The sequence below is a fragment of the Rhizobium sp. USDA 3886 genome (assembly GCF_056279785.1).
The window spans coordinates 1,392,929-1,412,206 of sequence record NZ_JBWCDC010000001.1; the positions used below are offsets into that span (position 1 = coordinate 1,392,929).

Annotated in this window: 25 protein-coding genes and 6 pseudogenes; 10 read left to right on the top strand and 21 right to left on the bottom strand. The window is 56.1% G+C overall.

The genetic code is table 11. The annotated features are described in order from the left end of the window. Positions 1–433 precede the first annotated feature (433 nt). The 5 genes and pseudogenes from ACZ9BX_RS07250 to ACZ9BX_RS07270 all read right to left on the bottom strand — a co-directional run. Positions 434–1,033, bottom strand: coding sequence for a CPBP family intramembrane glutamic endopeptidase (locus ACZ9BX_RS07250; protein WP_476216771.1), 600 nt, complete (start codon positions 1,031–1,033; stop codon positions 434–436). A gap of 1,004 nt (positions 1,034–2,037) precedes the next feature. Next, positions 2,038–2,256, bottom strand: a pseudogene (locus ACZ9BX_RS07255) (IS3 family transposase); the annotation flags it as partial. A gap of 84 nt (positions 2,257–2,340) precedes the next feature. Next, positions 2,341–3,507, bottom strand: coding sequence for a Fic family protein (locus ACZ9BX_RS07260; RefSeq protein WP_476216772.1), 1,167 nt, complete (start codon positions 3,505–3,507; stop codon positions 2,341–2,343). Positions 3,508–3,670: 163 nt separating this feature from the next. Then, positions 3,671–3,994 (bottom strand): annotated as a pseudogene (locus ACZ9BX_RS07265) (DUF2213 domain-containing protein); the annotation flags it as partial. A gap of 50 nt (positions 3,995–4,044) precedes the next feature. After that, positions 4,045–4,095 (bottom strand): annotated as a pseudogene (locus ACZ9BX_RS07270) (hypothetical protein); the annotation flags it as partial. 402 nt (positions 4,096–4,497) lie between these two features. On the opposite strand from ACZ9BX_RS07270, the gene ACZ9BX_RS07275 reads away from it, so the two are divergent. Together ACZ9BX_RS07275 and ACZ9BX_RS07280 are read left to right on the top strand one after the other, a co-directional pair. After that, positions 4,498–4,695, top strand: a complete 198-nt coding sequence (locus ACZ9BX_RS07275) for a hypothetical protein (RefSeq protein WP_476216774.1) — start codon at positions 4,498–4,500, stop codon at positions 4,693–4,695. A 157-nt stretch (positions 4,696–4,852) separates the two neighbouring features. Beyond that, positions 4,853–5,164 carry a hypothetical protein gene (locus ACZ9BX_RS07280; protein WP_476216775.1) on the top strand — a complete coding sequence of 104 codons (312 nt, stop codon included), beginning with the start codon at positions 4,853–4,855 and terminating at the stop codon, positions 5,162–5,164. An 85-nt stretch (positions 5,165–5,249) separates the two neighbouring features. On the opposite strand, the gene ACZ9BX_RS07285 is transcribed toward ACZ9BX_RS07280, so the two are convergent. After that, positions 5,250–5,510 (bottom strand): hypothetical protein, encoded by a 261-nt coding sequence (locus ACZ9BX_RS07285; protein ID WP_476216777.1) that lies wholly within the window; start codon positions 5,508–5,510, stop codon positions 5,250–5,252. 126 nt (positions 5,511–5,636) lie between these two features. Here ACZ9BX_RS07285 and ACZ9BX_RS07290 point away from each other — a divergent pair, with 126 nt between their 5' ends. Next, positions 5,637–5,894, top strand: coding sequence for a hypothetical protein (locus ACZ9BX_RS07290; RefSeq protein WP_476216779.1), 258 nt, complete (start codon positions 5,637–5,639; stop codon positions 5,892–5,894). 161 nt (positions 5,895–6,055) lie between these two features. Here ACZ9BX_RS07290 and ACZ9BX_RS07295 read toward each other — a convergent pair whose 3' ends face one another. The 6 genes and pseudogenes from ACZ9BX_RS07295 to ACZ9BX_RS07320 form a co-directional block, all read right to left on the bottom strand. Next, positions 6,056–6,808 carry a DUF6362 family protein gene (locus tag ACZ9BX_RS07295; protein WP_476216781.1) on the bottom strand — a complete coding sequence of 251 codons (753 nt, stop codon included), beginning with the start codon at positions 6,806–6,808 and terminating at the stop codon, positions 6,056–6,058. Beyond that, positions 6,780–7,199: a hypothetical protein gene (locus ACZ9BX_RS07300; protein WP_476216782.1), complete on the bottom strand. Its 420-nt coding sequence runs from the start codon at positions 7,197–7,199 to the stop codon at positions 6,780–6,782. The genes ACZ9BX_RS07295 and ACZ9BX_RS07300 overlap by 29 nt, the downstream gene beginning before the upstream one ends. Before the next feature lie 645 nt (positions 7,200–7,844). Beyond that, a complete protein-coding gene (locus ACZ9BX_RS07305; RefSeq protein WP_476216783.1) occupies positions 7,845–8,102 on the bottom strand; it encodes a hypothetical protein in 258 nt (85 codons plus the stop codon). A gap of 66 nt (positions 8,103–8,168) precedes the next feature. Further along, a pseudogene (locus ACZ9BX_RS07310) lies at positions 8,169–8,305 on the bottom strand (ATP dependent DNA ligase); the annotation flags it as partial. Positions 8,306–8,408: 103 nt separating this feature from the next. Beyond that, positions 8,409–8,702 (bottom strand): phage tail terminator-like protein, encoded by a 294-nt coding sequence (locus ACZ9BX_RS07315; protein WP_476219913.1) that lies wholly within the window; start codon positions 8,700–8,702, stop codon positions 8,409–8,411. 348 nt (positions 8,703–9,050) lie between these two features. Continuing rightward, on the bottom strand, positions 9,051–9,206 hold the full coding sequence (locus ACZ9BX_RS07320; RefSeq protein ID WP_476216784.1) for a hypothetical protein: 156 nt from the start codon (positions 9,204–9,206) through the stop codon (positions 9,051–9,053). A 69-nt stretch (positions 9,207–9,275) separates the two neighbouring features. Between ACZ9BX_RS07320 and ACZ9BX_RS07325 the strand changes: the two genes are divergently transcribed. Then, positions 9,276–9,485 (top strand): hypothetical protein, encoded by a 210-nt coding sequence (locus tag ACZ9BX_RS07325; RefSeq protein ID WP_476216786.1) that lies wholly within the window; start codon positions 9,276–9,278, stop codon positions 9,483–9,485. Here the strand turns inward: ACZ9BX_RS07325 and ACZ9BX_RS07330 are convergent. Beyond that, on the bottom strand, positions 9,482–9,847 hold the full coding sequence (locus ACZ9BX_RS07330; protein WP_476216788.1) for a hypothetical protein: 366 nt from the start codon (positions 9,845–9,847) through the stop codon (positions 9,482–9,484). The two genes, ACZ9BX_RS07325 and ACZ9BX_RS07330, sit on opposite strands and share 4 nt — an antisense overlap. A 67-nt stretch (positions 9,848–9,914) precedes the next feature. Between ACZ9BX_RS07330 and ACZ9BX_RS07335 the strand changes: the two genes are divergently transcribed. The 4 genes from ACZ9BX_RS07335 to tnpC all read left to right on the top strand — a co-directional run bounded on the left by ACZ9BX_RS07335 (position 9,915) and on the right by tnpC (position 12,817). Further along, positions 9,915–10,298, top strand: coding sequence for a hypothetical protein (locus tag ACZ9BX_RS07335; protein ID WP_476216789.1), 384 nt, complete (start codon positions 9,915–9,917; stop codon positions 10,296–10,298). A gap of 244 nt (positions 10,299–10,542) precedes the next feature. Then, positions 10,543–10,809 carry a transposase gene (locus ACZ9BX_RS07340; protein WP_476214808.1) on the top strand — a complete coding sequence of 89 codons (267 nt, stop codon included), beginning with the start codon at positions 10,543–10,545 and terminating at the stop codon, positions 10,807–10,809. Then, positions 10,806–11,144 (top strand): IS66 family insertion sequence element accessory protein TnpB, encoded by a 339-nt coding sequence (gene tnpB / locus ACZ9BX_RS07345; RefSeq protein WP_476216790.1) that lies wholly within the window; start codon positions 10,806–10,808, stop codon positions 11,142–11,144. The genes ACZ9BX_RS07340 and tnpB overlap by 4 nt, the downstream gene beginning before the upstream one ends. A 74-nt stretch (positions 11,145–11,218) precedes the next feature. Next, positions 11,219–12,817 carry an IS66 family transposase gene (gene tnpC / locus ACZ9BX_RS07350; protein ID WP_476216791.1) on the top strand — a complete coding sequence of 533 codons (1,599 nt, stop codon included), beginning with the start codon at positions 11,219–11,221 and terminating at the stop codon, positions 12,815–12,817. Positions 12,818–12,827: 10 nt separating this feature from the next. On the opposite strand, the pseudogene ACZ9BX_RS07355 reads toward tnpC, so the two are convergent. From ACZ9BX_RS07355 to ACZ9BX_RS07365, 3 genes and pseudogenes are all read right to left on the bottom strand, one after another. Beyond that, a pseudogene (locus ACZ9BX_RS07355) lies at positions 12,828–13,163 on the bottom strand (DnaT-like ssDNA-binding protein); the annotation flags it as partial. Next, positions 13,147–13,566 (bottom strand): annotated as a pseudogene (locus ACZ9BX_RS07360) (anti-CBASS protein Acb1 family protein); the annotation flags it as partial. The pseudogenes ACZ9BX_RS07355 and ACZ9BX_RS07360, both read right to left, overlap by 17 nt. 295 nt (positions 13,567–13,861) lie before the next feature. Further along, positions 13,862–14,218, bottom strand: a complete 357-nt coding sequence (locus tag ACZ9BX_RS07365; RefSeq protein ID WP_476216792.1) for a DUF3307 domain-containing protein — start codon at positions 14,216–14,218, stop codon at positions 13,862–13,864. Between the two features lie 55 nt (positions 14,219–14,273). On the opposite strand from ACZ9BX_RS07365, the gene ACZ9BX_RS07370 reads away from it, so the two are divergent. Together ACZ9BX_RS07370 and ACZ9BX_RS07375 are read left to right on the top strand one after the other, a co-directional pair. Then, positions 14,274–14,456: a DUF3606 domain-containing protein gene (locus tag ACZ9BX_RS07370; RefSeq protein ID WP_476216793.1), complete on the top strand. Its 183-nt coding sequence runs from the start codon at positions 14,274–14,276 to the stop codon at positions 14,454–14,456. 1,322 nt (positions 14,457–15,778) lie between these two features. Then, on the top strand, positions 15,779–16,339 hold the full coding sequence (locus tag ACZ9BX_RS07375; protein ID WP_476216794.1) for a hypothetical protein: 561 nt from the start codon (positions 15,779–15,781) through the stop codon (positions 16,337–16,339). Positions 16,340–16,787: 448 nt separating this feature from the next. Here ACZ9BX_RS07375 and ACZ9BX_RS07380 read toward each other — a convergent pair whose 3' ends face one another. From ACZ9BX_RS07380 to ACZ9BX_RS07400, 5 genes are all read right to left on the bottom strand, one after another. After that, positions 16,788–17,042: a hypothetical protein gene (locus ACZ9BX_RS07380; protein WP_476216795.1), complete on the bottom strand. Its 255-nt coding sequence runs from the start codon at positions 17,040–17,042 to the stop codon at positions 16,788–16,790. 420 nt (positions 17,043–17,462) lie between these two features. Further along, complete coding sequence (locus tag ACZ9BX_RS07385) at positions 17,463–18,128, bottom strand: DUF6362 family protein (protein ID WP_476216796.1); 666 nt, start codon at positions 18,126–18,128, stop codon at positions 17,463–17,465. Then, the gene (locus ACZ9BX_RS07390) at positions 18,100–18,519 is read right to left on the bottom strand and encodes a hypothetical protein (protein WP_476216797.1); all 420 of its coding nucleotides are present in this window, start codon (positions 18,517–18,519) and stop codon (positions 18,100–18,102) included. The genes ACZ9BX_RS07385 and ACZ9BX_RS07390 overlap by 29 nt, the downstream gene beginning before the upstream one ends. Further along, on the bottom strand, positions 18,516–19,076 hold the full coding sequence (locus tag ACZ9BX_RS07395; RefSeq protein WP_476216798.1) for a DUF1643 domain-containing protein: 561 nt from the start codon (positions 19,074–19,076) through the stop codon (positions 18,516–18,518). The genes ACZ9BX_RS07390 and ACZ9BX_RS07395 overlap by 4 nt, the downstream gene beginning before the upstream one ends. Further along, the gene (locus ACZ9BX_RS07400; RefSeq protein ID WP_476216799.1) at positions 19,073–19,273 is read right to left on the bottom strand and encodes a hypothetical protein; all 201 of its coding nucleotides are present in this window, start codon (positions 19,271–19,273) and stop codon (positions 19,073–19,075) included. The genes ACZ9BX_RS07395 and ACZ9BX_RS07400 overlap by 4 nt, the downstream gene beginning before the upstream one ends. Between the last annotated feature and the right edge of the window lie 5 nt (positions 19,274–19,278).

Sequence of the window (19,278 nt, forward strand, 5' to 3'; positions counted from 1 at the left end):
TGCGAGGGCGGCCAGGACTAGCGGAGCATTGATGTCTCGGATTGGCATATTGCCGAGAGGCGGGAAAGCATCGCATTCAGCGCTTCTTCGACAGTACCACCTGACCATCTCCCCCAGGTGGTCCTTGATCCGAGCTTCGTCAATCCGGATCACTTGTCCCATCGATGCATCCATCTCATCACTCATCCCGTTGCTCCTTCCATAAATCTAGAAGAAGCCGTCAAATCCGAAAGTGCGAAAGATCCTTTACGTTATCGTCGGTCAGCACTTGTCGCTGGCGTGGAGGCGTCCACATCATCACTCCAAACCCGGCTCAGTTCCGCGTGGAAATTCACAACCGGGAGGCATTGTCACAAACGACCCCTCGGCTCTCTACAGCCCAATCGGCTAGATTACGCTCGCTTTCCGGGCTGCTAAATGCAAACTGAGGGGTTTAGACACCAACGATAACGACGAAATTCATCACCATATGGAAGACAAATGAGAGCAATATTCCGCCACTGAAATAGCGGATAAAACCGAGGCAAAGGCCGATGATCGCATAGTCCAGAAATGCTGACACAGTGTCCGGGAAGTGCGGTGTTATGTATAGGATTGTCGTGCAAACGACGATGAGCGGATCGTTGTAATCGCGCGCTCGGAGTTTTGACCACACATATCCACGGAAAAACAATTCCTCGCAAAAGGGTGCGATAATGCACGTGCTGAGAATAAACAGAACACTGCTGGGCGAAAAGTCGTAGCTCATATGGTTTGAGCCCTGCCAGATGACCTTTAACGCTAGCAAGGCAAAACCTATCGCAAGTGCACAGATCAGCGAACGACGTTGGCGATCAAGTCGTGTAACCTGTCTAATATGGAATAAACTAGCCGCAAAGAGCACCGTGCTGACCGTCAAGATTGGCACGATAAAGGCGATCCTTGTCTTTACCATTGGGGTCAGGTCCGCCGTGGACATCATAACCCCGGCGATATTGGTCGTAAGAAAAGCCGCTAAAATAGCGCCGACGATCAGCCCAATGTCACCGGTCACCACAAGAATTTCAACAAGTGCTTAGGTCACTGTTTTATAAAAAAGGGCCTGATGAGAAAGTCCCACACTAAAAATGAGATAATTGGAGAGAGAAAAGCGAAATAAATAAACTGATCGCCGATCGCCTGTAGCCCGAAAGGAAATAAAAAAATCAACAGAGGGTTTATGATGGCGTGATGGCGAGCGGTATGAGGATATCGGAATATTTCAATTGCCCTCTCCCTCATCAATCGAACATAGACTCCGGCTGACGTCGAAATCTATGTTCATTACCATACGCCCTTCGAGCTATCTGTGGTTTCCACCGCTATTAATTCCCCCTCCACTATCGGAAGAGGAAGCGCCGCCATATTCACCCATTGCGGTATAACCACCATAGTCGGGGGAGGCGCCGCTGTTAATATTACTTTCGACTGAGTCACCAATGGCGTATCCGGCTAGGCCTCCACCGGCAGCGCCGATCCGTCCACCCATGGGACCCGCCGCAGAGCCAGCCGTGCCTCCGACAACACTGCCGACAGCTGCACCGATCCGGCCGCCCCAGCCACTGTTTTCAGAACCACTATTAGATGAACCACCCATAAAACTTCTCCTTATTAGGGATTGAAATTTCGTCATGTGATGCATCACAGATAGTAGTATCTGTGAAAAACGCCGCTGTAATCAAACCCCAAAAGCGCATCCCTAAAATGGAAAAACAACCCTCGGATGAAAACCCAGCATCGTTTTCCTGGTTCACAATGACCACCGGGAAATACACTGGGCATATAGTTGAACTTTCCGTCATCTCGATCGTCCTACGCGCCTTCTAGGACTTGTCCAACCGTTTGTATTTCAGGCTCGTATCGACAGAACGATCCGCCTGGAGGAAGGAGCTTCTGTGCGCGGATCGTGGCCATTGCGGGTGCATTGGCGGCCTCGGCATGATCTCCGTCAAACCGCGTGCGGATCATGGTGGCGACAAAGCCGGTGGATTTTCGCAAGGCCATGACGGGTTGGCGGCGCTGGTTTGTAGGCGTGGAGGTTGACTTCTTCATATTTGATCGAGCGCCAGAACCGCTCGACGAAGACGTTGTCCCGCCACGCGCCCCTGCCGTCCATCGAGATGTCGATCTCAGCCTTCTTCAGCACCACCGTGAAGTCGATGGAGGTGCACTGTGTTTGAAGATGTCCGTCTTTCCATACCGAGCAAGCGCTTCCTCGACTGCCTCGATACAGAAAGCCGAATGCGAAGCCTCATGCTCAATCCAGTTATTGAGCGTCAGCCTCGCTGGCATCCATCCTCACATTCCATAACCAGAAGCTTCCTAATTTCCGAAGGGCCGGTTCAGTAGCTTGACAGCCTCGGGGGCAGAGAAAATGCGATTGCGGGAGTACCCGGTCTTCTCTTCGAGAATGCCGACCTCGACCAGTTTCGCCATCGCGCCAGATGCCGCAGGGAACGAGACTTCGAGAAGTGCTGCCAACCTTCCGACGGTGAGCACGGGGTATTCATGCAATACGTCGAGCGCACGACGGGCAGCAGACCCTTCGCGGAAGTTATCACGCGTCAGCCAGTCTTTCCGAAGTTCTGCGAGGTCTGCCCGTAGACGTTTCAGTTCGTGAACCGACTCCGTGATGGCGTTCGCCATGAACACGGTCAGCGGTGAGTAATCCATTCGCTGTTGTGCCGCCTTCAGGCCGTTGTAGTACCGCTGCTTGTTCTCTTCGATGAAGGGCGAAAGGTAGACTGGTTCGTACCCTTCGGCTGCCATCATAACCGAGAGAAGCAAACGACCAACGCGCCCGTTACCATCTCGGAAAGGGTGGACGCCTTCGAAATGCGCATGGGCGATGGCCATACGCGTGATGAAGTCTTGGTTCATCGTCTGCATCCCGTCGCCGTGAAGGTAGTCGACGTGATCTTCCATGCAGGAATGGACGAACTCTGGCGGAGGCGGATTGTAGGTCGACCGGCTGATATCGCCGCCACCGCCGATCCAGACGACTCGATTCCGGAAGCTTCCCAGGGGGTCGCGATATTCACTGTCGGACTTCATCGTTGCCGCGTGCAAATCATTGATCAGGCTGAGGTCGAAGATTCCGGTTCCCATTTCCTTGGCCTTCGGCACAACCGTTTCGAGGGCAACGGCATAGTCTCGAACTTGAGACGCCGCCTCACTGGTAGAGGCGCCTTCCTCTTCTACAAGCAGTAGCTCATCCAACGTACTGTTGGTCCCTTCGATGGACGAACTGCTGAGCGCTTCCTTTCGCATCGGTATACGAGACAGCAGGTAGTTGTCCGGGAGGTTTCCGGCTATGACAGCAGCCTCTTTGAGCGCCGCATGCGCTTCGCTGACCGGCACGGCCACTCCTTGCAAGGGCACGCTATCTTCAGTCGGTGCAGGAGGGATGACGCCGTAGTGGGCGCTGTATGGTTCGGGGAACCGCCTCAAGCTTTGTCGCACCGCCTCGGAAAGACCGTTCCTGTTCATCCGCGTATCCTTTAACACAGCAGCCGAACGGCGCTCCATATTAAAGGTTAGCGCCTTAACCTTTAATACGATAGCAGTTCGGCGACGCTTGTTAAAGGTCTCAGTGAGATCGGAAAGGCCGAAGGGAGCGCAAAGTTCGAGGCCGCCATTACGAGACAAGGCCAAGCCGCGACTGCAGCGTGCCGATCACCGGGGCGCCCTGATCGGTTACTTCAACCGGTATGCCATCGACGGTAACTGTCTTCAGGGTCATGATCTTTTCCTCATGTGGTTTCTGATTACTGGTGAGCGGGGCAATGCCCCAAGGCGCCACACCGTCACCGATGCGGACTTTCGAACCCGCACGGCCAGCGCGGACTACCGCGACATGGTTGATGCGGTAGGCCTCGCCAGTGGGCGTCGTACCGGCCGTAAAGTCGAGATCGCAGGTATAGCCGGCGGAAAGCTCCTGCTTGCCTGCCTCGATGTCCTTGATGGTCGCCTCGTCGCTGTGACGTGCGGGCTGTACTCCGGATAGGTCGACTCGGCGCCGATCCGCTTCAGTTCCATATGCCGCCATGACAGAGAGGCCGATGCGAATTCCAGCACGACAGCGCCGCCATCGAACGCTTTCGAGGAGCAACTGCTGGTGGCCGTATAACCGGCTTAGCTGAAGCTCACGGGGCGATTGCTCACTCAGCGCCAGTGCCTTCCACAGGCCCTTATCCAGGAGCCATCGCGATGACTAAGATGCTTATTGCTAAGCGCCGAAACCTAATGGGCGAGCTCGAGGACTGCAGCATCCTGGATGCTCTTTATCGGACGAGCTGCGTTTACCTGTGCCCGGAGTGCAACCGCTACGTCCGTCCGAACAGCGACCACCATGGCGCCCATTTTAAGCACCTGACGAAATCGCCGAAGTGCAGCTACTCTCGCCCACAAAGAAAGGTGGGTGCCAGGTAAACATGCCGTGTTTTTCAGAACTGGCATGGATCACCAATGGAGAGATGGATGGAAGACGAAGACGAATTACTAATGCGCGAGATCAACGCTTTCGCGGATCGAGCGGAAGAGAACAAACATTCTCATTCGGACATCAACGCAATCGCCATGACGTTGAATGCCCACTTCCCGCACCGCTCGGTCGATGAGATCGAGCAAAAAGCCAAAGACGTTTGGCGCTCTCGCGATCTGTTCTGGTTCAGTTGACAGCGAACCGGGCAGGAACTGACCCTTTCGTCTCTCACCCTGTGGAGAAGTCGAATAACCGGAAAACCGCGTGCAAAGCCGTTCCTGTTGTTGAACTGCACTTGCGACTCATGGGTGTTCATTATCAATTGCTCATGCAACCAGCAAAGGAACGGCTATGGCACGCTACATTGCAGTTTACGATATCGCCGATACCTATCGAGATCCGCACGCCGCGTTTATCGCTCAAGCGGAGAAACTTGGATGGTCGACTTGGGTATGGGCGCTTACCGCAAAGAAATGGTATAAGCTACCCAACACCACCCTGATCGGCGACTTCCAAGATCGCGACGCGGCACAAGCAGCATTCAACGCCGCAGCAAAGGCCGCCAGAGCTGAGAAGGGTGAGCTTACGGTCGAGAAGTATTTTGTCGCCGACTGGGGCTCAGCCACATTTGACTCTGATGTTAAAGCCGACCCTGCGAAATGATCGCTCGCTCGGTGCGCTTAGACATAGGTGACTTTTGTCATCACCCCGGAAGCCGTGTGTTGTAAGGCCTCCGAGGTGATTTCCTTCACCGTTCGTCACCGGCCTTTTCAAAGGTCAGGCGATAGACCCCGCCGATCTCGAACTGCTCGATGGCAGCCGGATTCGTGACGGTCATGGCAAGCTCGCCCTGCGACGTATACTTCGCCCAGTCGCCATTGCCTTCTGGTAGGCCCTGCAGATAGCCACCAAAGGCCGCGGCAAGCTTGACCTTGACGTTAACCTGATCGGGCTGGCTGGTGGCGCGGTGGTTGATTTCCTTAACGTAGAACATTGCCTGTACGCTCATGCGTCTTCTCCTTTTTTGCCGGAACCCGCCGGCGCGGATGGTGCCCCCGGGACCGAAACAAATGGGCCTGCTTCGCGTTTATCATATAGGCGCTTTTGCTTACGGGGCGCCGGAAAGGAGGACATCATGTCTTCCGACATCTCCTACATGCCGTATGACCGCCGCGCAGAAACAGACGGAACGTGGACCGTTGTTGATGCCATTACTGGCCATCCTGCTACGATCGGGTACAAGCAGTTGAACGACCTGACGGGCAAGGATGCCTCCGAATTCATGGACATCCTCAACCGGAATAAGGTTGTGTCCACATGGCGTCGTCTCCCAAGATACGCAATCCAGGGACTTCCAGCACAGAAAAGGCGCATCGATCCCGATCAAGCATAGCCGCGGTCGCAGCGGTTCTGCTGAAATGAAAAGCCCGCCGACCGGTTAAGGTGGCGGGCTGTGGTGGTCGGGACGACCGGTACCGCAACCACCCAAAATTGGTAGTTGAACAGCAAAGTGCCGATTCGTTCACCGGTTGTCCTGTAATGTTGCTACTTATATTAGCAATGCAATTCTGAGCGCCTCGAATTTTGTGCCCAAGCCTTAGCCCGGGCTAGTGCGGATGCATGCATCCGGCGATCAATCCGGGCAGAGCCTCTGACTTCATGCCGCCTGCCTGCCTCTCGACCGCTTGCGGTTCGCCCGTTCCAACCGCTTGATGAGCGCCGCGAGTTCCGGGTTATCCGGATGCGTCGCTCGGCAGCCAGTGCAGCGTGCTTAGCAACAGGTGTTGTAACCTTATCCAAATCGATAGCCGAATTCGGCATCATTGGCGACACCCTGCCCCAGTCAGGCTCTTGTAACGATTGAGGAAATTTAATTATCGCGCTGGAAATGTGCTGGAATTCATTTTGAAGATGGCGTTCCGCCGTCCTACGAATTCTTCCCGTTTCCTTGCAGAAATCTCGGAACGATCCAGCGATATGAGGCGCTGCGAGGCACATCGACCACTTGCCAAGCAGGACGCGGCGATCTTCGTCCTTCACATAATCGAGCAGCCAACGGTACATGACTTCCTCTGCTCTGGATATGGCGGATGACGACGGTCGATAGCGGAGTTTCACCTCCTTGTAATCGAGGGCGTGCTCCGGCCAGAAGGCTCGCAGTGCTGCCGGTCGCAGCCCGCGCACATCAATATGCAGGAGGGTGTCGGCGGCCTCGACGAACCTTGCCCTCACGATGAGGCTGGCGTCGGCGATCATTGCCGCACTTTCCGTCAGGTCTTCAAACCGCAAGGCGCTGTTCTGGTTCATCAAGAATGCTCTCCAATCGATCGTAGATGTAGGTTCTGAGGGTTGCGCGTACCGGCCAGGGTCGGCGCGCAACGGCCTTTCCGCGCAAGATACCAAGGGGGATAGTGTCGAAGGCTTCGAGGACTTCGGAGGGGCGATCTAATGCCCAATCCTGGCGCTGTGCGAGGATATCGGAGATCGCGGCTATCGTCTCCGACCAGAGCTCGTCCCTGTTGTTCTTTGTCTGCTTGATGCAACGGAGGACAAAGACCAAGTGGCCGTCCCCATATTCGTTCCTGATCTCGTGCATCGTTCCTCGAGCGTGGCTTTGCGCGGCCGCACGGCGTCGATAGACCGGCACCAACTTGATGCCGAGACCGTCGAGCAGTGCGTCGAGCTTGCCTTTGCTCATATGCCAGCTGCCCTCCACATGATTGCCTTCTGATCTGCCGGAATACGATGCGTCCCCCGCGCCATCGGATGCTTAGGAGCTCCGCTCGACGTCACGCCCCAGCACCACAAGTCAGATACGGCCCTTCCCCGGACTGGATTTCATCGGCGACATGTTGGGTGCACGGAGAACCAGGTCGGCGCGATCTGCAATATGTCGGCGCAGATGGTTCAGCACTACGGGAGGGAGGTCGCACTGCGCAGCTTGGCGCGGGATGCGATGAAGCTCATGGAGGCTCGATGGAGCGAGATCGAACCGGCCGCTTTCAGGAACAGGAACGGAACGTGGATTGGAAACCGTTTCCAATTTGTTGGAAACCAGTCCCCGGGAAACTCCGGAGCAAGGCCGTATTTCTCAATGATTTCAAGAGGTTTTTGGTGGGTGATGTAGGGCTCGAACCTACGACCTGCTGATTAAGAGTAATCGAAAAATCTCGACACGCCCTGAGAAGGAAGGAAAGTGGTTTCCAATAGCTGGCTATGACAACCCGCAAAAACACGGGAACAAATGGTGAATTGGAAACCGCTTTTCAGCCCTCGATCTCCTACAAAACCAAAGACCCCGCAGAGAGAATGCGGAGTCTTTTCTTTGTCCGTCATCTGACTGTTACTGGCAATTACCTCCGGCATCCTTGGCCGTACCAGGTACGGGCTTGGTCGCTTTATTATTCGCTGTTTTGCCTTGGACGCAGTCAGAAGACTCTTGCTTGCCGGCAGCGTCCTTGTCTTTATCGGAAGCGGAGGTGGAGGTGCCGCCGGACTGGCCCGAACCACTAGTTCCGCCAGAACCGCCGCTGGCCTGAGCCAGGGCTGACGTTGCAAGACCGATCGAAAGTACAGAGGCGGTGATGAGTTTCAGAAGCATTGGATTCTCCTATTCTTGCATGTTGCTTCTGACGGACCGAACTCCGGCGCGAAAAATCAGTTCCTTTCAATTTTCTTTAGCCATCTCGTAGATCGCCGCGTTATCCTGCACTTCGCGGAGCCCCTTGTAGGACGAATGCCGCAGGTTTCCATCGTCCACGCCCGGTACTCAATCTCGGCAATCAGCGTCGGCCTCACCCAGACGATGCCCTTCCGCCGGCCTTCGTATTCGACCGTTCTCCGCACCGCACCAGTACTTGTAGGTTCCAGCGCCAGGTCATCTCGACCGGTGGGCGTATCTATCAGACTAAGGCTGCGATCGACGCCAATTCCAACGGATTGTCACCGGAATGTTGTGATGGGTGTCGCCTGTCACGAGGACGCCGATCTCCGGATCCTCATCGATGCGAACCTGTGGATCGATGCGCAGCAGTTTCGTGCCGCGGCGGAACGCCTTCCGCAGTTGCCCTGCAAGCTCGTATCCGTCGACAATTGCCGAACCTTTCGGCCACATGACGTTCGTTCGCATGAAGCCTTGCCGGATCGGGTCCAAGACCAGCGAAAGGTCCGTCTCGATCGAGCGGTTGAAGTGGATCTCGATGCTGACGTATTTCGTGGTGGCTGATCGCCTCGGCGCCCTGGTTGCTCACGTCCCAGCGGAAGACGACACGGGCGCCCATCGGATCGAACAGGCGCGGCATGTTCTGCGACGTCAGCAAGCCGCCTTCGTTGAAGGCCTGCCTCAGCGCCTCAGAGAGAGGCCGGAATGCGGCCGGATCGATGTGAAGGGCTTCAATGGCGCCTTGGATATCGTGGCTTTCAAGACTTTCGACCACCTCGCGCAGCACGATCTCGCTCCTTATGTCGTCGATCGCCTCGCGAAAGGCCCGCTCCATGTCGGGAGACAGGCGGTCAATGAGATCGCTAAGCTGCTGGCGAAGGGTGGCCATTATTCGGCGCCCTTGCCGGCCTTCTTCGAAGCGGGAGCCTTGATGATCTGCCCGAGGCCGAGACGTTCGAGGTAGTCCGCTTCACCGTTCGGGATGTCGAGGATTACACCAGGCTTCCGGGCCTTGTAGCTCTTCGAGAGTAGCACCTTAGTCATATGGGGTTCCTTTCCATTGTTTCGGCTTTCGATGATACTCGTGCCAAGAAGATCGCCGGGGGGTGACACATGGATGAATTCGAGAAGATCATCGTCAAAAACATTCCGTATTCTGACTTAGGAAAGCTCTCCAAATCCGTGAGGAAGTACGCCGGGAGTTACGGGCTCACGCGACCGAGCTGCGGACCGGGAATGCCTGCGCTCGACGCTCACTGCCGGTTCCCGTCACTGGATGACAGTATTGAATTCAAGCTCCAATGGGCACCCGACAACGACTAAGGCGCTATCCTTCCCTGGACGATGAAGACGACGTTGGTGACGCCGTCGTAGTCGTTCGGATCGGCGGCAATGATGTGATAGTCCACGCCGCCGGCCGTCACGACGTCACCAACGTGGGGCACGATCGCGAAGCCGACCGATGAGATGTAAATCTGCCGGTCTGCGGTGGTGATGACCGTGCCGTCGATATACCGCTGGTCATAGGTCATCGCCACGAGTTTTGCCCCGTACTCGGTTTCCGTCGGCGCACCGCCTTCAACTGGGTCAGGTGCAGTAACCCGCGTCACCGTGCCCGCTTGGCCATATGACGAGATCAGGCGATGCGCCGTGCCCTGCAGGCGGGTGTAGAGAGGGTTGGACATCCAGAACTTCCTAGTGCTCATTCATATGGCATGATACGTCACACACTTCTTTGCCGAGGACGCCCTGATGGAAAGACCGGTTTCGAAAAGAGCTCCTCAGCCCAGGAGATTGAACAATGGAGTTTTGTGGTCCCTAATCGGTATCTGGCTGATCGTCCTACCTTTTCTAGTCATGCTGCTCTCTTTCGGGAGAGAAGTCTCGGTCTGGTTCACAGAACAGACACCTGCCGGAAATACTCTCGCCTCGATCATGACTGATAAGTTTCACGTCATTTTTGGACTGCCCGCCGCCGCCCTTTTCTCTCTACTTGTGGTCAGCACGCTCCGCCAAGCTGTCGGGCAAATCGAGCTCAAGGCATTCGGCGTGGAGTTCAAGGGAGCATCTGGTCAGGTCGTAATGTGGGCGATTTGCTTCTTGAGCATCGTTCTCGCCGTGAAAATCCTTTGGTAGTTAGACCACCAGTATCCCAGGCAGGATCGGGGTAAGCGATGCATACACCCCATCTGGTGATGGCAGGTCAGCGGGTTTATCCGTGACAGAGCGATCCAGGAATTAGCTCGGGTGTGAACTTCTATGTCTGCTACTGTGCCTGATCATAGAACCTTCCATATGATTGAGGCCGTCGCCGGCCCATTGGAAGGAGCTCCGCGACAAGTGCGGCGACATTGGTCGAATGACTTCAAGGCCACAGGCTGTGGCCGAGACGGTGCAGCCTGGAGCGAGCGTCTCGGCAGTAGCACGCCGACTTGGTGTTGATCCGTCACAGTTGTTCACGTGGCGTCGCATTGCCCGGCAGAAAGCCATGTCTTTGCCGTCGAAAGCCGAAAAGGGGCAGCAAGCTGCCCAAGCATTCCCATCTTCCACAGTCGACATCATCATCGGTGATGCGGTAATCCGCACGGGTGCCGAGATCGATGAGGCTCATCTTGCTCGGGTGATCCGTGCGGTGCGCTCGGCATGATCCCGGCCGGTGCGAAGGTGTTTCTGGCAAGCCACCCCGTGGACTTCCGCAAAGGTCCAGATAGCCTTCTGTCGCTGGTGCGCGATGCCGGTAATGATCCGTTCAACGGCTCGCTTTATGTCTTCCGTGCAAAAAGAGCAGACAGAATTAAGATCGCTTGGTGGGATGGTTCCGGTGTTTGCCTGTATTCGAAGCGGCTGGAAAAAAATCAGTTCGTTTGGCCGAAGATCGGCCATGCCAGGGTGCAGCTCAACCACGCACAATTGATGGCGTTGATCGACGGCATGGACTGCGTCCGCTCGATTGCTGTGAAACGGCCGGAACTTGTTGGGTAAAAGCCCTGCGGCAGAGTGAATCAGGCCGTCGAAACTGCGGGAAATCGTCGGCAAAATGTGCTCTATTTGCAGGCATGACACCAGCCGATCTGCAGCTTCCCGATGACGTTGATGCGCTGAAAGCCATGATCCTGGCGATGGCTGAGAAGGCTGCGCGCGCGGACGCTCTGGAGAGTGAAGTCGCTGATCTCAAGGCTCGCAATGCGGACGCCGACGAGCAGATCGCCAAGCTGAAGCAGGTCCTCAAAGCCTTCGACCGTTACCGCTATGGAAGACGCTCGGAGAAGCAGAGCAAGAACATCGACGCGGATCTCGACGAGCAGGGTGCGTTTGTCTTCGAGGAGATCGAGACCGGCATTGCCGCCATCCAGGCATTGGTCGAAAAAGGAAGAGGTGCAGGCGCTGCGAAACGTGCGCCGCGTCCACGCAAGGGCTTCCCGCCGCATCTGGAACGTATCCATGTGGTGATCGAGCCGGACGAGCTTCCTGAGCATGCCGGCACACAGAAGATCCTGATCGGTGAAGATACCTCCGAGCGGCTGGATGTCATCCCACCGAAGTTCCGGGTGATCGTCACCCACCGTCCGAAGTATGCCTTCAAAGACGAGGACGGGGTCATCCAGGCCTTGGCACCGGCGCACATCGTCGAGAGCGGCATCCCAACGGAAGCGCTGCTCGCCTATATCGCGGTCTCGAAATACGGCGATGGCTTGCCGCTTTATCGGCAGGAGGCAATCTTCCTGCGCGACCATGTCGAAGTCGATCGCGGCATCATGGCACGGTGGATGGGCAAGCTCGGGTTCGAGCTCGAGATCCTTGCGGACTACACCTTCAACCAGATCAAACAAGGCGAGCGAATATTCGCCGACGAAACGACATTGCCGACGCTGGTGCCAGGATCGGGATCGGCCAAAACCGCGTATCTATGGGCGTATGCCAGGGACGATCGGCCATTCGGCGGAAGTGGTCCGCCGATGGTGGCCTATCGTTTTGAAGACAGTCGATCCGGCGATTGTGTCGCTCGGCATCTCGACGGCTATCGCGGCATCCTGCAGATAGATGGCTACACTGCTTACAACCGCGTCGCCCGACCTGACCGGGGAAACGACGGCGCGCTATTGGCTGGGTGTTGGGCGCACAGTCGCCGCCGGTTTTACGAACTCCATGCGAGCGACAGTTCCAAAGTGGCAACGGCGACGATCGAAAAGATGGGCGCGCTGTGGGCGATCGAGGAAAAGGTGCGTGGACAAAGCCCTGATCGGCGTGTTGCCGCCCGCCAGGAGGCGTCCATGGTCGTCGTTGCCGATCTCTACAAGCTGTGGCAAGACACGCTGCCTCGCATCTCTGGGAAATCCAAGCTCGCCGAGGCCATCCGCTACGCCATCAACCGGCGTGAAGCCTTCGAACAGTTCCTTCACGATGGACGGATCGAGATGGACTCCAACATCGTTGAACGGGCTATCAGACCCCAAGCAATCGTTCGGAAAAATAGTCTATTCGCGGGTAACGCCGGCGGCGGCCGAACGTGGGCGACCATCTCAACCCTTATTCAGTCCGCCAAAATGAACGATGTTGATCCGCTCGCTTGGCTAACGCAAACACTCCAACACATTGCGGCCGGATGGCCGGCCAGCGATATCGACGCTCTCATGCCCTGGAACTTTCAAAAGTAACGGTCTCAGTTCACCGCTTACGGATCGGGCACAGAAACGGCCAGAGCAGCCCTTCGATGACCGTAACTACCGGCGTTGCGAGGGCTGCCAGTTCAGCAGGCGTCAGATCCGTCGCCGTCTGCTGATACTCTACCTCAAGCTGGCCGACCTTTTCGCGCTTGACCGTTGCGGAGCCGGTTACGACTGGCGACAGACTGCCAGGATTGGTTAGCTCGAGGAATGCCGCTTCATACGAGGCATTGACGATTGCGACCGGGATTTCATTGTCCGGTATCGCTTCGCCGTAATAGGTCGTGGCACCTGTGCGCGGCCATGCCCGTTCCTGAGCATATGTTCGCCGAGAACTGCGGAACCTTGATGATCTCGATCTTGGCCTCGAAGATCAGCGAAGCGATGTTTCCTGCCGTGCTGTCGGCGTTCTTGATAGCGTCAAGGGTGGACGTCAGCACGCTTTCGCCCCAGCCGAGATTGACCGCCTGGTTGAAATCCTCATCGGGCGCCATCGCTCCCCCGAAGATCACCAGCCGCGATGGATGAATTTCCATCTGCATGCCATTGGCGCCGCTCAGGATGTAGTTCTTCGGCCGTCCATACCATTCTGAGGCCGGATCGCGATCGATCTCGCCAGCGGTCAATTGCCGGCGCGTCATGACCGTGAGGTATTTCAGTCCATCCGTGCCGATGCGCTCGACGTTGAGCGGTTCTGCCGGGTTCCTGTCGGCCGTGCCGATATAGACAGCACCGCCGCCCCCAAACGGGCGATATGTAGGCACGGTTGTAAACGACAGACTTGTTTATCGTTCGACGGACAGTGCCTCTATAAGCTCCCCGTTCGCGACGGCGAATCGAGCGGGCATTGCAAGAGCCAGCTCTGCCGGAAGAGCCATGTGGGGTGATGAACCGGATATCCCGGATTGAATCCAATGCTACCAAAACATCCAGATCAGTGCAGCGATTGCACATAGGCAGAGTACCAGCAGCGCGCCCCGCTCGACCTTCGCGCTCATCTCGGCCACCATGCCGGAAGCGATGACAGACCAAACGTCAGCGCCACCAGAGCGAGATAGACGGTCCATGCAGCAGCGTTGCGGACAGGACGAGGCAAGCGAGCCAGACGATCTTGCAGGCGATGTGGAGGGCTTGGTCCTGGGCGAACGTCGTCTTGCCCCTCACCTTCGCCTCGTCTATCACCGCGTGTGCCACCCATTCGAGCAGACCTAGCCAGACGCTCCCCGTGACCACTGCCACGCCGGCACCTTGGATGCCGGAATGAGCGATTAAGTGATAAACGCGCAGCGGGCCTGATTGTTTGGCGTCGGAGAGGAACTGTCCCTGCAGCGGGTAATCGCAGAGCCAATGCGTAGCGAGCAGCATCAGGGCGAGAGTGAGGATGGCTTCCATGCATAACCTCGGGCATACTTTTCAGGCCGAAGAACCCGAACCTTGGGAGGATGGGATGGCAGACAACAAGAAAGCGGTGAAGCAGGACCGCGGCAGAGTTGCAGCTGGCCAGCCATACGAACTCTCTTACTTCAAAAGGAAGCACGGCCTTTCCGACGAGCAAGCCCGAGATATTATCAAGAAGGCCGGCAACAATCGAGACAAGGCCAACGAACTGGCTGAGAAGGCGAAGAAATAGCCTGCCGACTGCGCAACCTCGAATGAAGGTGGCTGCCGCCCAAGCGGCGAGCGCCACCTATTCCCCATCTATTTTAGATCGAACCGCCCCATGGCTTGTGGAGAAGTCGAATAACCGGGGCGACAATGTGCAAAGCCGTTCATGTTGTTGAACTGCACTTGCGACTCACAGGCGTTCATCGTCATCTTGATGCAACCCAAAAGGAACCGCATATGACTAGATACGCTGTCTATTTGAGGCGCCCGGTTGAACAGGTCGGACATCTGACAATCGAAGACAATCGTTCGATGGCCGATTTGGCAAACACACTTCAGCGTGTCGGCTATATCCTCACAGAGGAAGTCACGACATTGGGTGGAAGACCGGCCAGAGCGAAGGAGTCAACGATATTCCTCCGCGACGTCAGCCGGATTCACCCAGAATAATGAAAGCCTCTCATGCCGTTCGTTCTCAGAACTGGCATCGGTAACCTCGGGGGACGAAAGGTGGAGAAACAATTCCGCAGGACTGGGTTGCCACATGGCAACGAGCAGCGCTGCACGCTCTATTTCTATGAAGATGAGGGCCGCTTCACAGTCCGAATCTACCGGACATCATTCATCAATGGCGTATCATACGAGGAAGACCCACTTGAAATCTTTCTCAAGAGGCCCGGCTTCAACATCGAGAAACGCGCTCTGCGCAGCCTCCTACAACCTATCTCTGGATTAATGCAAAAGTGGGGTTCATCTGTCAGTAGAAAGCCCACTGAGACATGACAAAGCTAACGTAGCTAAAAGACGCAATTTGATGGGCGAACTCGAAGACTGCCACATTAGCCGCGCCCCCTCCTCATCAGTCTATCTCTGTCCTGAGTGCAACCGCTACGTCCGTCCGAACAGCGACTACCGCGGCGCCCATTTCAAGCACATGACCGTATCTCCGACGTGCAGTTATTCCGGCCGCCGTAAGAATAAAACCCGACAGGCATAGTTATGGCAGTTCTCGCGATATTTTTTGGCTTGGCATCTGCTGCACTTTGAGTCGCTTCCAGCCTCGCCTGGGTCTGGGCGGCGAAACTTTCTCCTCCACTTGTGAAAGCCCCTCACGGCGCGCGGGACAGTATTGTCTTGAGTGACGGTCCCGGCGGTGCCGTAGCGATCGGAGGTGCCCTCATCTCCAACTTCGACGAGCTGGACAGTTTTAATAAGAAAGTCGCCTTCCGGAATCAGCTCGCAGCTTGGGTCAGCGCTGCGGCCGCTGTGCTTTCGGGAGCAGCGGTGGCGGCCAGTACTTTCATAGCGGCTGAGATGCCTCTGCATTGATCACATATAGAGAGAACCATGGATCGTTCGTTGCGACTTTTTTCAGCCGACCGACGAGGCTTGTACGGCGATGGAGCATTGAAATTATGGTTATCGGCACCGCAAGCTCATATGAAATTCCTTAGGTCGCACCGCGACGATTTCACGTCCGATGACATCGCTCAGCACATCATCAGTCTATTTCCTGACGGGTTGTCTATCCACGGATGGGAGTTCGCGACCAGGTCATCTGGTATCCGGCTTAACGACGGAGCTAGAGTGGTAGAACCTAGCTGCGCCGTGGAGATGGTATTCGAATTCGTGCGGCGCGCCGACTTTTCCCTTCGGCCATCACGATTGCAGTCTTATTTTGCATTCGATAGTGTCGACGAGGTCAAGGCGTTCACATCAGCCCATCCGATATACGAAGTCAGCGCGAACAGCTTTTTCAAGTGCGACCAAACTTGGCTCACCGTTGCGGATCAGATGGCTGTGGCATTCTATAATGCTCATCAATTCTGGTCGGGCGCAGCATCAGCCACCCCAAAATGGGAATACCTTCTTGTGCCGCCAGTCGAGGTTAAAAAGCTTGATCTGTAGTGCAGGATGAAATGAAAAACCCGCCGACCGGTTAAGGTGGCGGGCTCGGATTAGCGGAGAGTTTTCTAGGCCTGCGCGATTTGCCAAATTTTGGATCTGGCATCTTTCAAGCGCATGATTTGGCTTTCGAATTCGTATCCTGCGTGGCCGTCTTTGGTCGACCATCATGATATATCTTTGTTCTTCCCTTATGTAGACGCGGAGCGCGCCGTTCATAAGAAGGTGCCGTCTTCTTCCTCCGCCCGCGTTGATCCCGTGTCCTTAATCGCTGTCGCAAGGTTGACCGCTCTCCCGAGCTTCCGGCGCGTCACCGGCACCCTTCGAAGGCGGTCACCGGTCCTGTGGAGGCACTTGGCCCCGAATGTTTACCGACACCAAGGCGCCCCGGATTTTCAGGTGGTCAGTCTCCGGTCTGGTGTTCTGAGCGACCTATTTGTGTGACGTCCAGTCACTTGCCATAAGGATCATCTTCGATCTTCTGACGCATCTCCGATTGAGTCAGCGTGTTCTGACGCTCCATGAGATAGGCCGCAATATCGCCTCCGCATGCGTCTTCGAGATCCTTGGTGGTGAAGCCATCGGCTTCCGCCTGCGCGCGCAATATCTCAGCTTCCCTTTCGAACCCAGACGAGCTTTCTTCAAAGCCCGGCGTATTGATGATGTCGTCGACCTTGTCGTCGAGCCAGTCGCTGATGCTTTTCATTTGCTCCTCCTTTCCTAAGAAGGTGAAGGTAGGGCGCGGCAATAACCGCGGCTAGTCTCAGGCGAGCCGAACTATCACATGGAATTATTTGTCGGCTTTCCTGGACATTGCCGGTGCTGACACCGACGATAGCAAGCGTGCTCGACGAATGTATCTGGGCGCTGGGACCTCGTCCTTACTACGTGGAATAAAATCTCGGGCCGCAGTTGGCTTTGGAGATGGTTTCCCTAAATGCTTTCGAAGGGTTCACTGTGATCCCTTCGCTAACCGAAGGAGATTTGATGAACCTTAAAATCTACTACCGCAAACTGACTATCGAGCTCGCGATTTCCGCCGCGTTCCTCGCTCTGATAATCCATGCAATGATCTTCGCCGCTCGATAACGGCGGCCGGGATGGTCGTCTCGACCATCCCTTCAACCTATGCGGCCTGGCGCTTGCGTTCACGCCGACGGTTCGCCTTCTCCAAGCGCTTAACCAGCTCCGCAAGCTCCGGGCTCAGCGGATCGTAGACCGGCTTTGCGCCGTCCATCAGATGATGAAGATCATGCTTGGCAACAGGTGTTCTAACCTTATCCAAATCGATAGCCGAATTCGGCATCATTGGCGACACCCTGCCCCAGTCAGGCTCTTGTAACGATTGAGGAAATTTAATTATCGCGCTGGAAATGTGCTGGAATTCATTTTGAAGATGGCGTTCCGCCGTCCTACGAATTCTTCCCGTTTCCTTGCAGAAATCTCGGAACGATCCAGCGATATGAGGCGCTGCGAGGCACATCGACCACTTGCCAAGCAGGACGCGGCGATCTTCGTCCTTCACATAATCGAGCAGCCAACGGTACATGACTTCCTCTGCTCTGGATATGGCGGATGACGACGGTCGATAGCGGAGTTTCACCTCCTTGTAATCGAGGGCGTGCTCCGGCCAGAAGGCTCGCAGTGCTGCCGGTCGCAGCCCGCGCACATCAATATGCAGGAGGGTGTCGGCGGCCTCGACGAACCTCGCCCTCACGATGAGGCTGGCGTCGGCGATCATTGCCGCACTTTCCGTCAGGTCTTCAAACCGCAAGGCGCTGTTCTGGTTCATCAAGAATGCTCTCCAATCGATCGTAGATGTAGGTTCTGAGGGTTGCGCGTACCGGCCAGGGTCGGCGCGCTACGGCCTTTCCGCGCAATATACCAAGGGGGATAGTGCCGAAGGCTTCAAGGACTTCGGAGGGGCGATCTAATGCCCAATCTTGACGCTGTATGAGGATATCGGAGATTGCGCCGATCGTCTCGCTCCAAAGCTCGTCGCGGTTGTTTTTCGTCTGCTTGATGCAGCGAAGGACGAAGACGAGATGACCATCGCCGTATTCGTTCCTGATCTCGTGCATCGTCCCTCGAGCATGGCTTTGCGCGGCCGCACGGCGTCGATAGACCGGCACCAATTTGATGCCGAGACCGTCGAGCAGTGCGTCGAGCTTGCCTTTGCTCATATGCCAGCTGCCCTCCACATGATTGCTTTCTGATCTGCCGGAATACGATGCGTCCCCCGCGCCATCGGATGCTTAGGAGCTCCGCTCGACGTCACGCCCCAGCACCACAAGTCAGGATACGGCCCTTCCCCGGACTGGATTTCATCGGCGACATGTTCCGCAAAGTCTATGTCCCAGGCTATCGCGCCCCAGCAGACAAACACTTTGGCTGCGGCTTTCGCCTTGGCAACGACATGAGGGAGGTTGACGAAATAGAGATCGTCTCTGACGTCCCATGCGCCATGCTCGATGGTTGCGACGATACGGCGGCACTCCGAAGGGTCTGAGGTGCAGAAAGGATAGAGGTTGACGGCGTCATATCCGCCGAATCCGAACTCGCGGAACCATCTATTCCACCAGAGAGAGGTGTTGTCCTCGACGAGCTTTCCTGCCCTCGACGGATTGTGGCCAATAACACAGGCATGCGGGCCTTCTCCCCAGCGCCTGGTCAGCGTCAGCCGGTTCGGGCCGTAGAACTCGGCATCGCGGTGCATCTCGAAGCCGAAGAGGTCAGTCATTCGCTCTCCTTCGGCCGATAGGCACGCTTCAAGTGATGCCAGCAGTAATTATCGTCGCCGGTGGCCTGAGCACAAAAGATGAAGGGACCGCCTTGGTTAACCTCCTGCTCGATCTGCTCCGGAGTGATGTTCTCCTCGGTAAGGCGCTCAAGCTGGCTGAACAGGTGGTTGTTGAGGTCGATAAGTCTGTTTTTCATTCGCC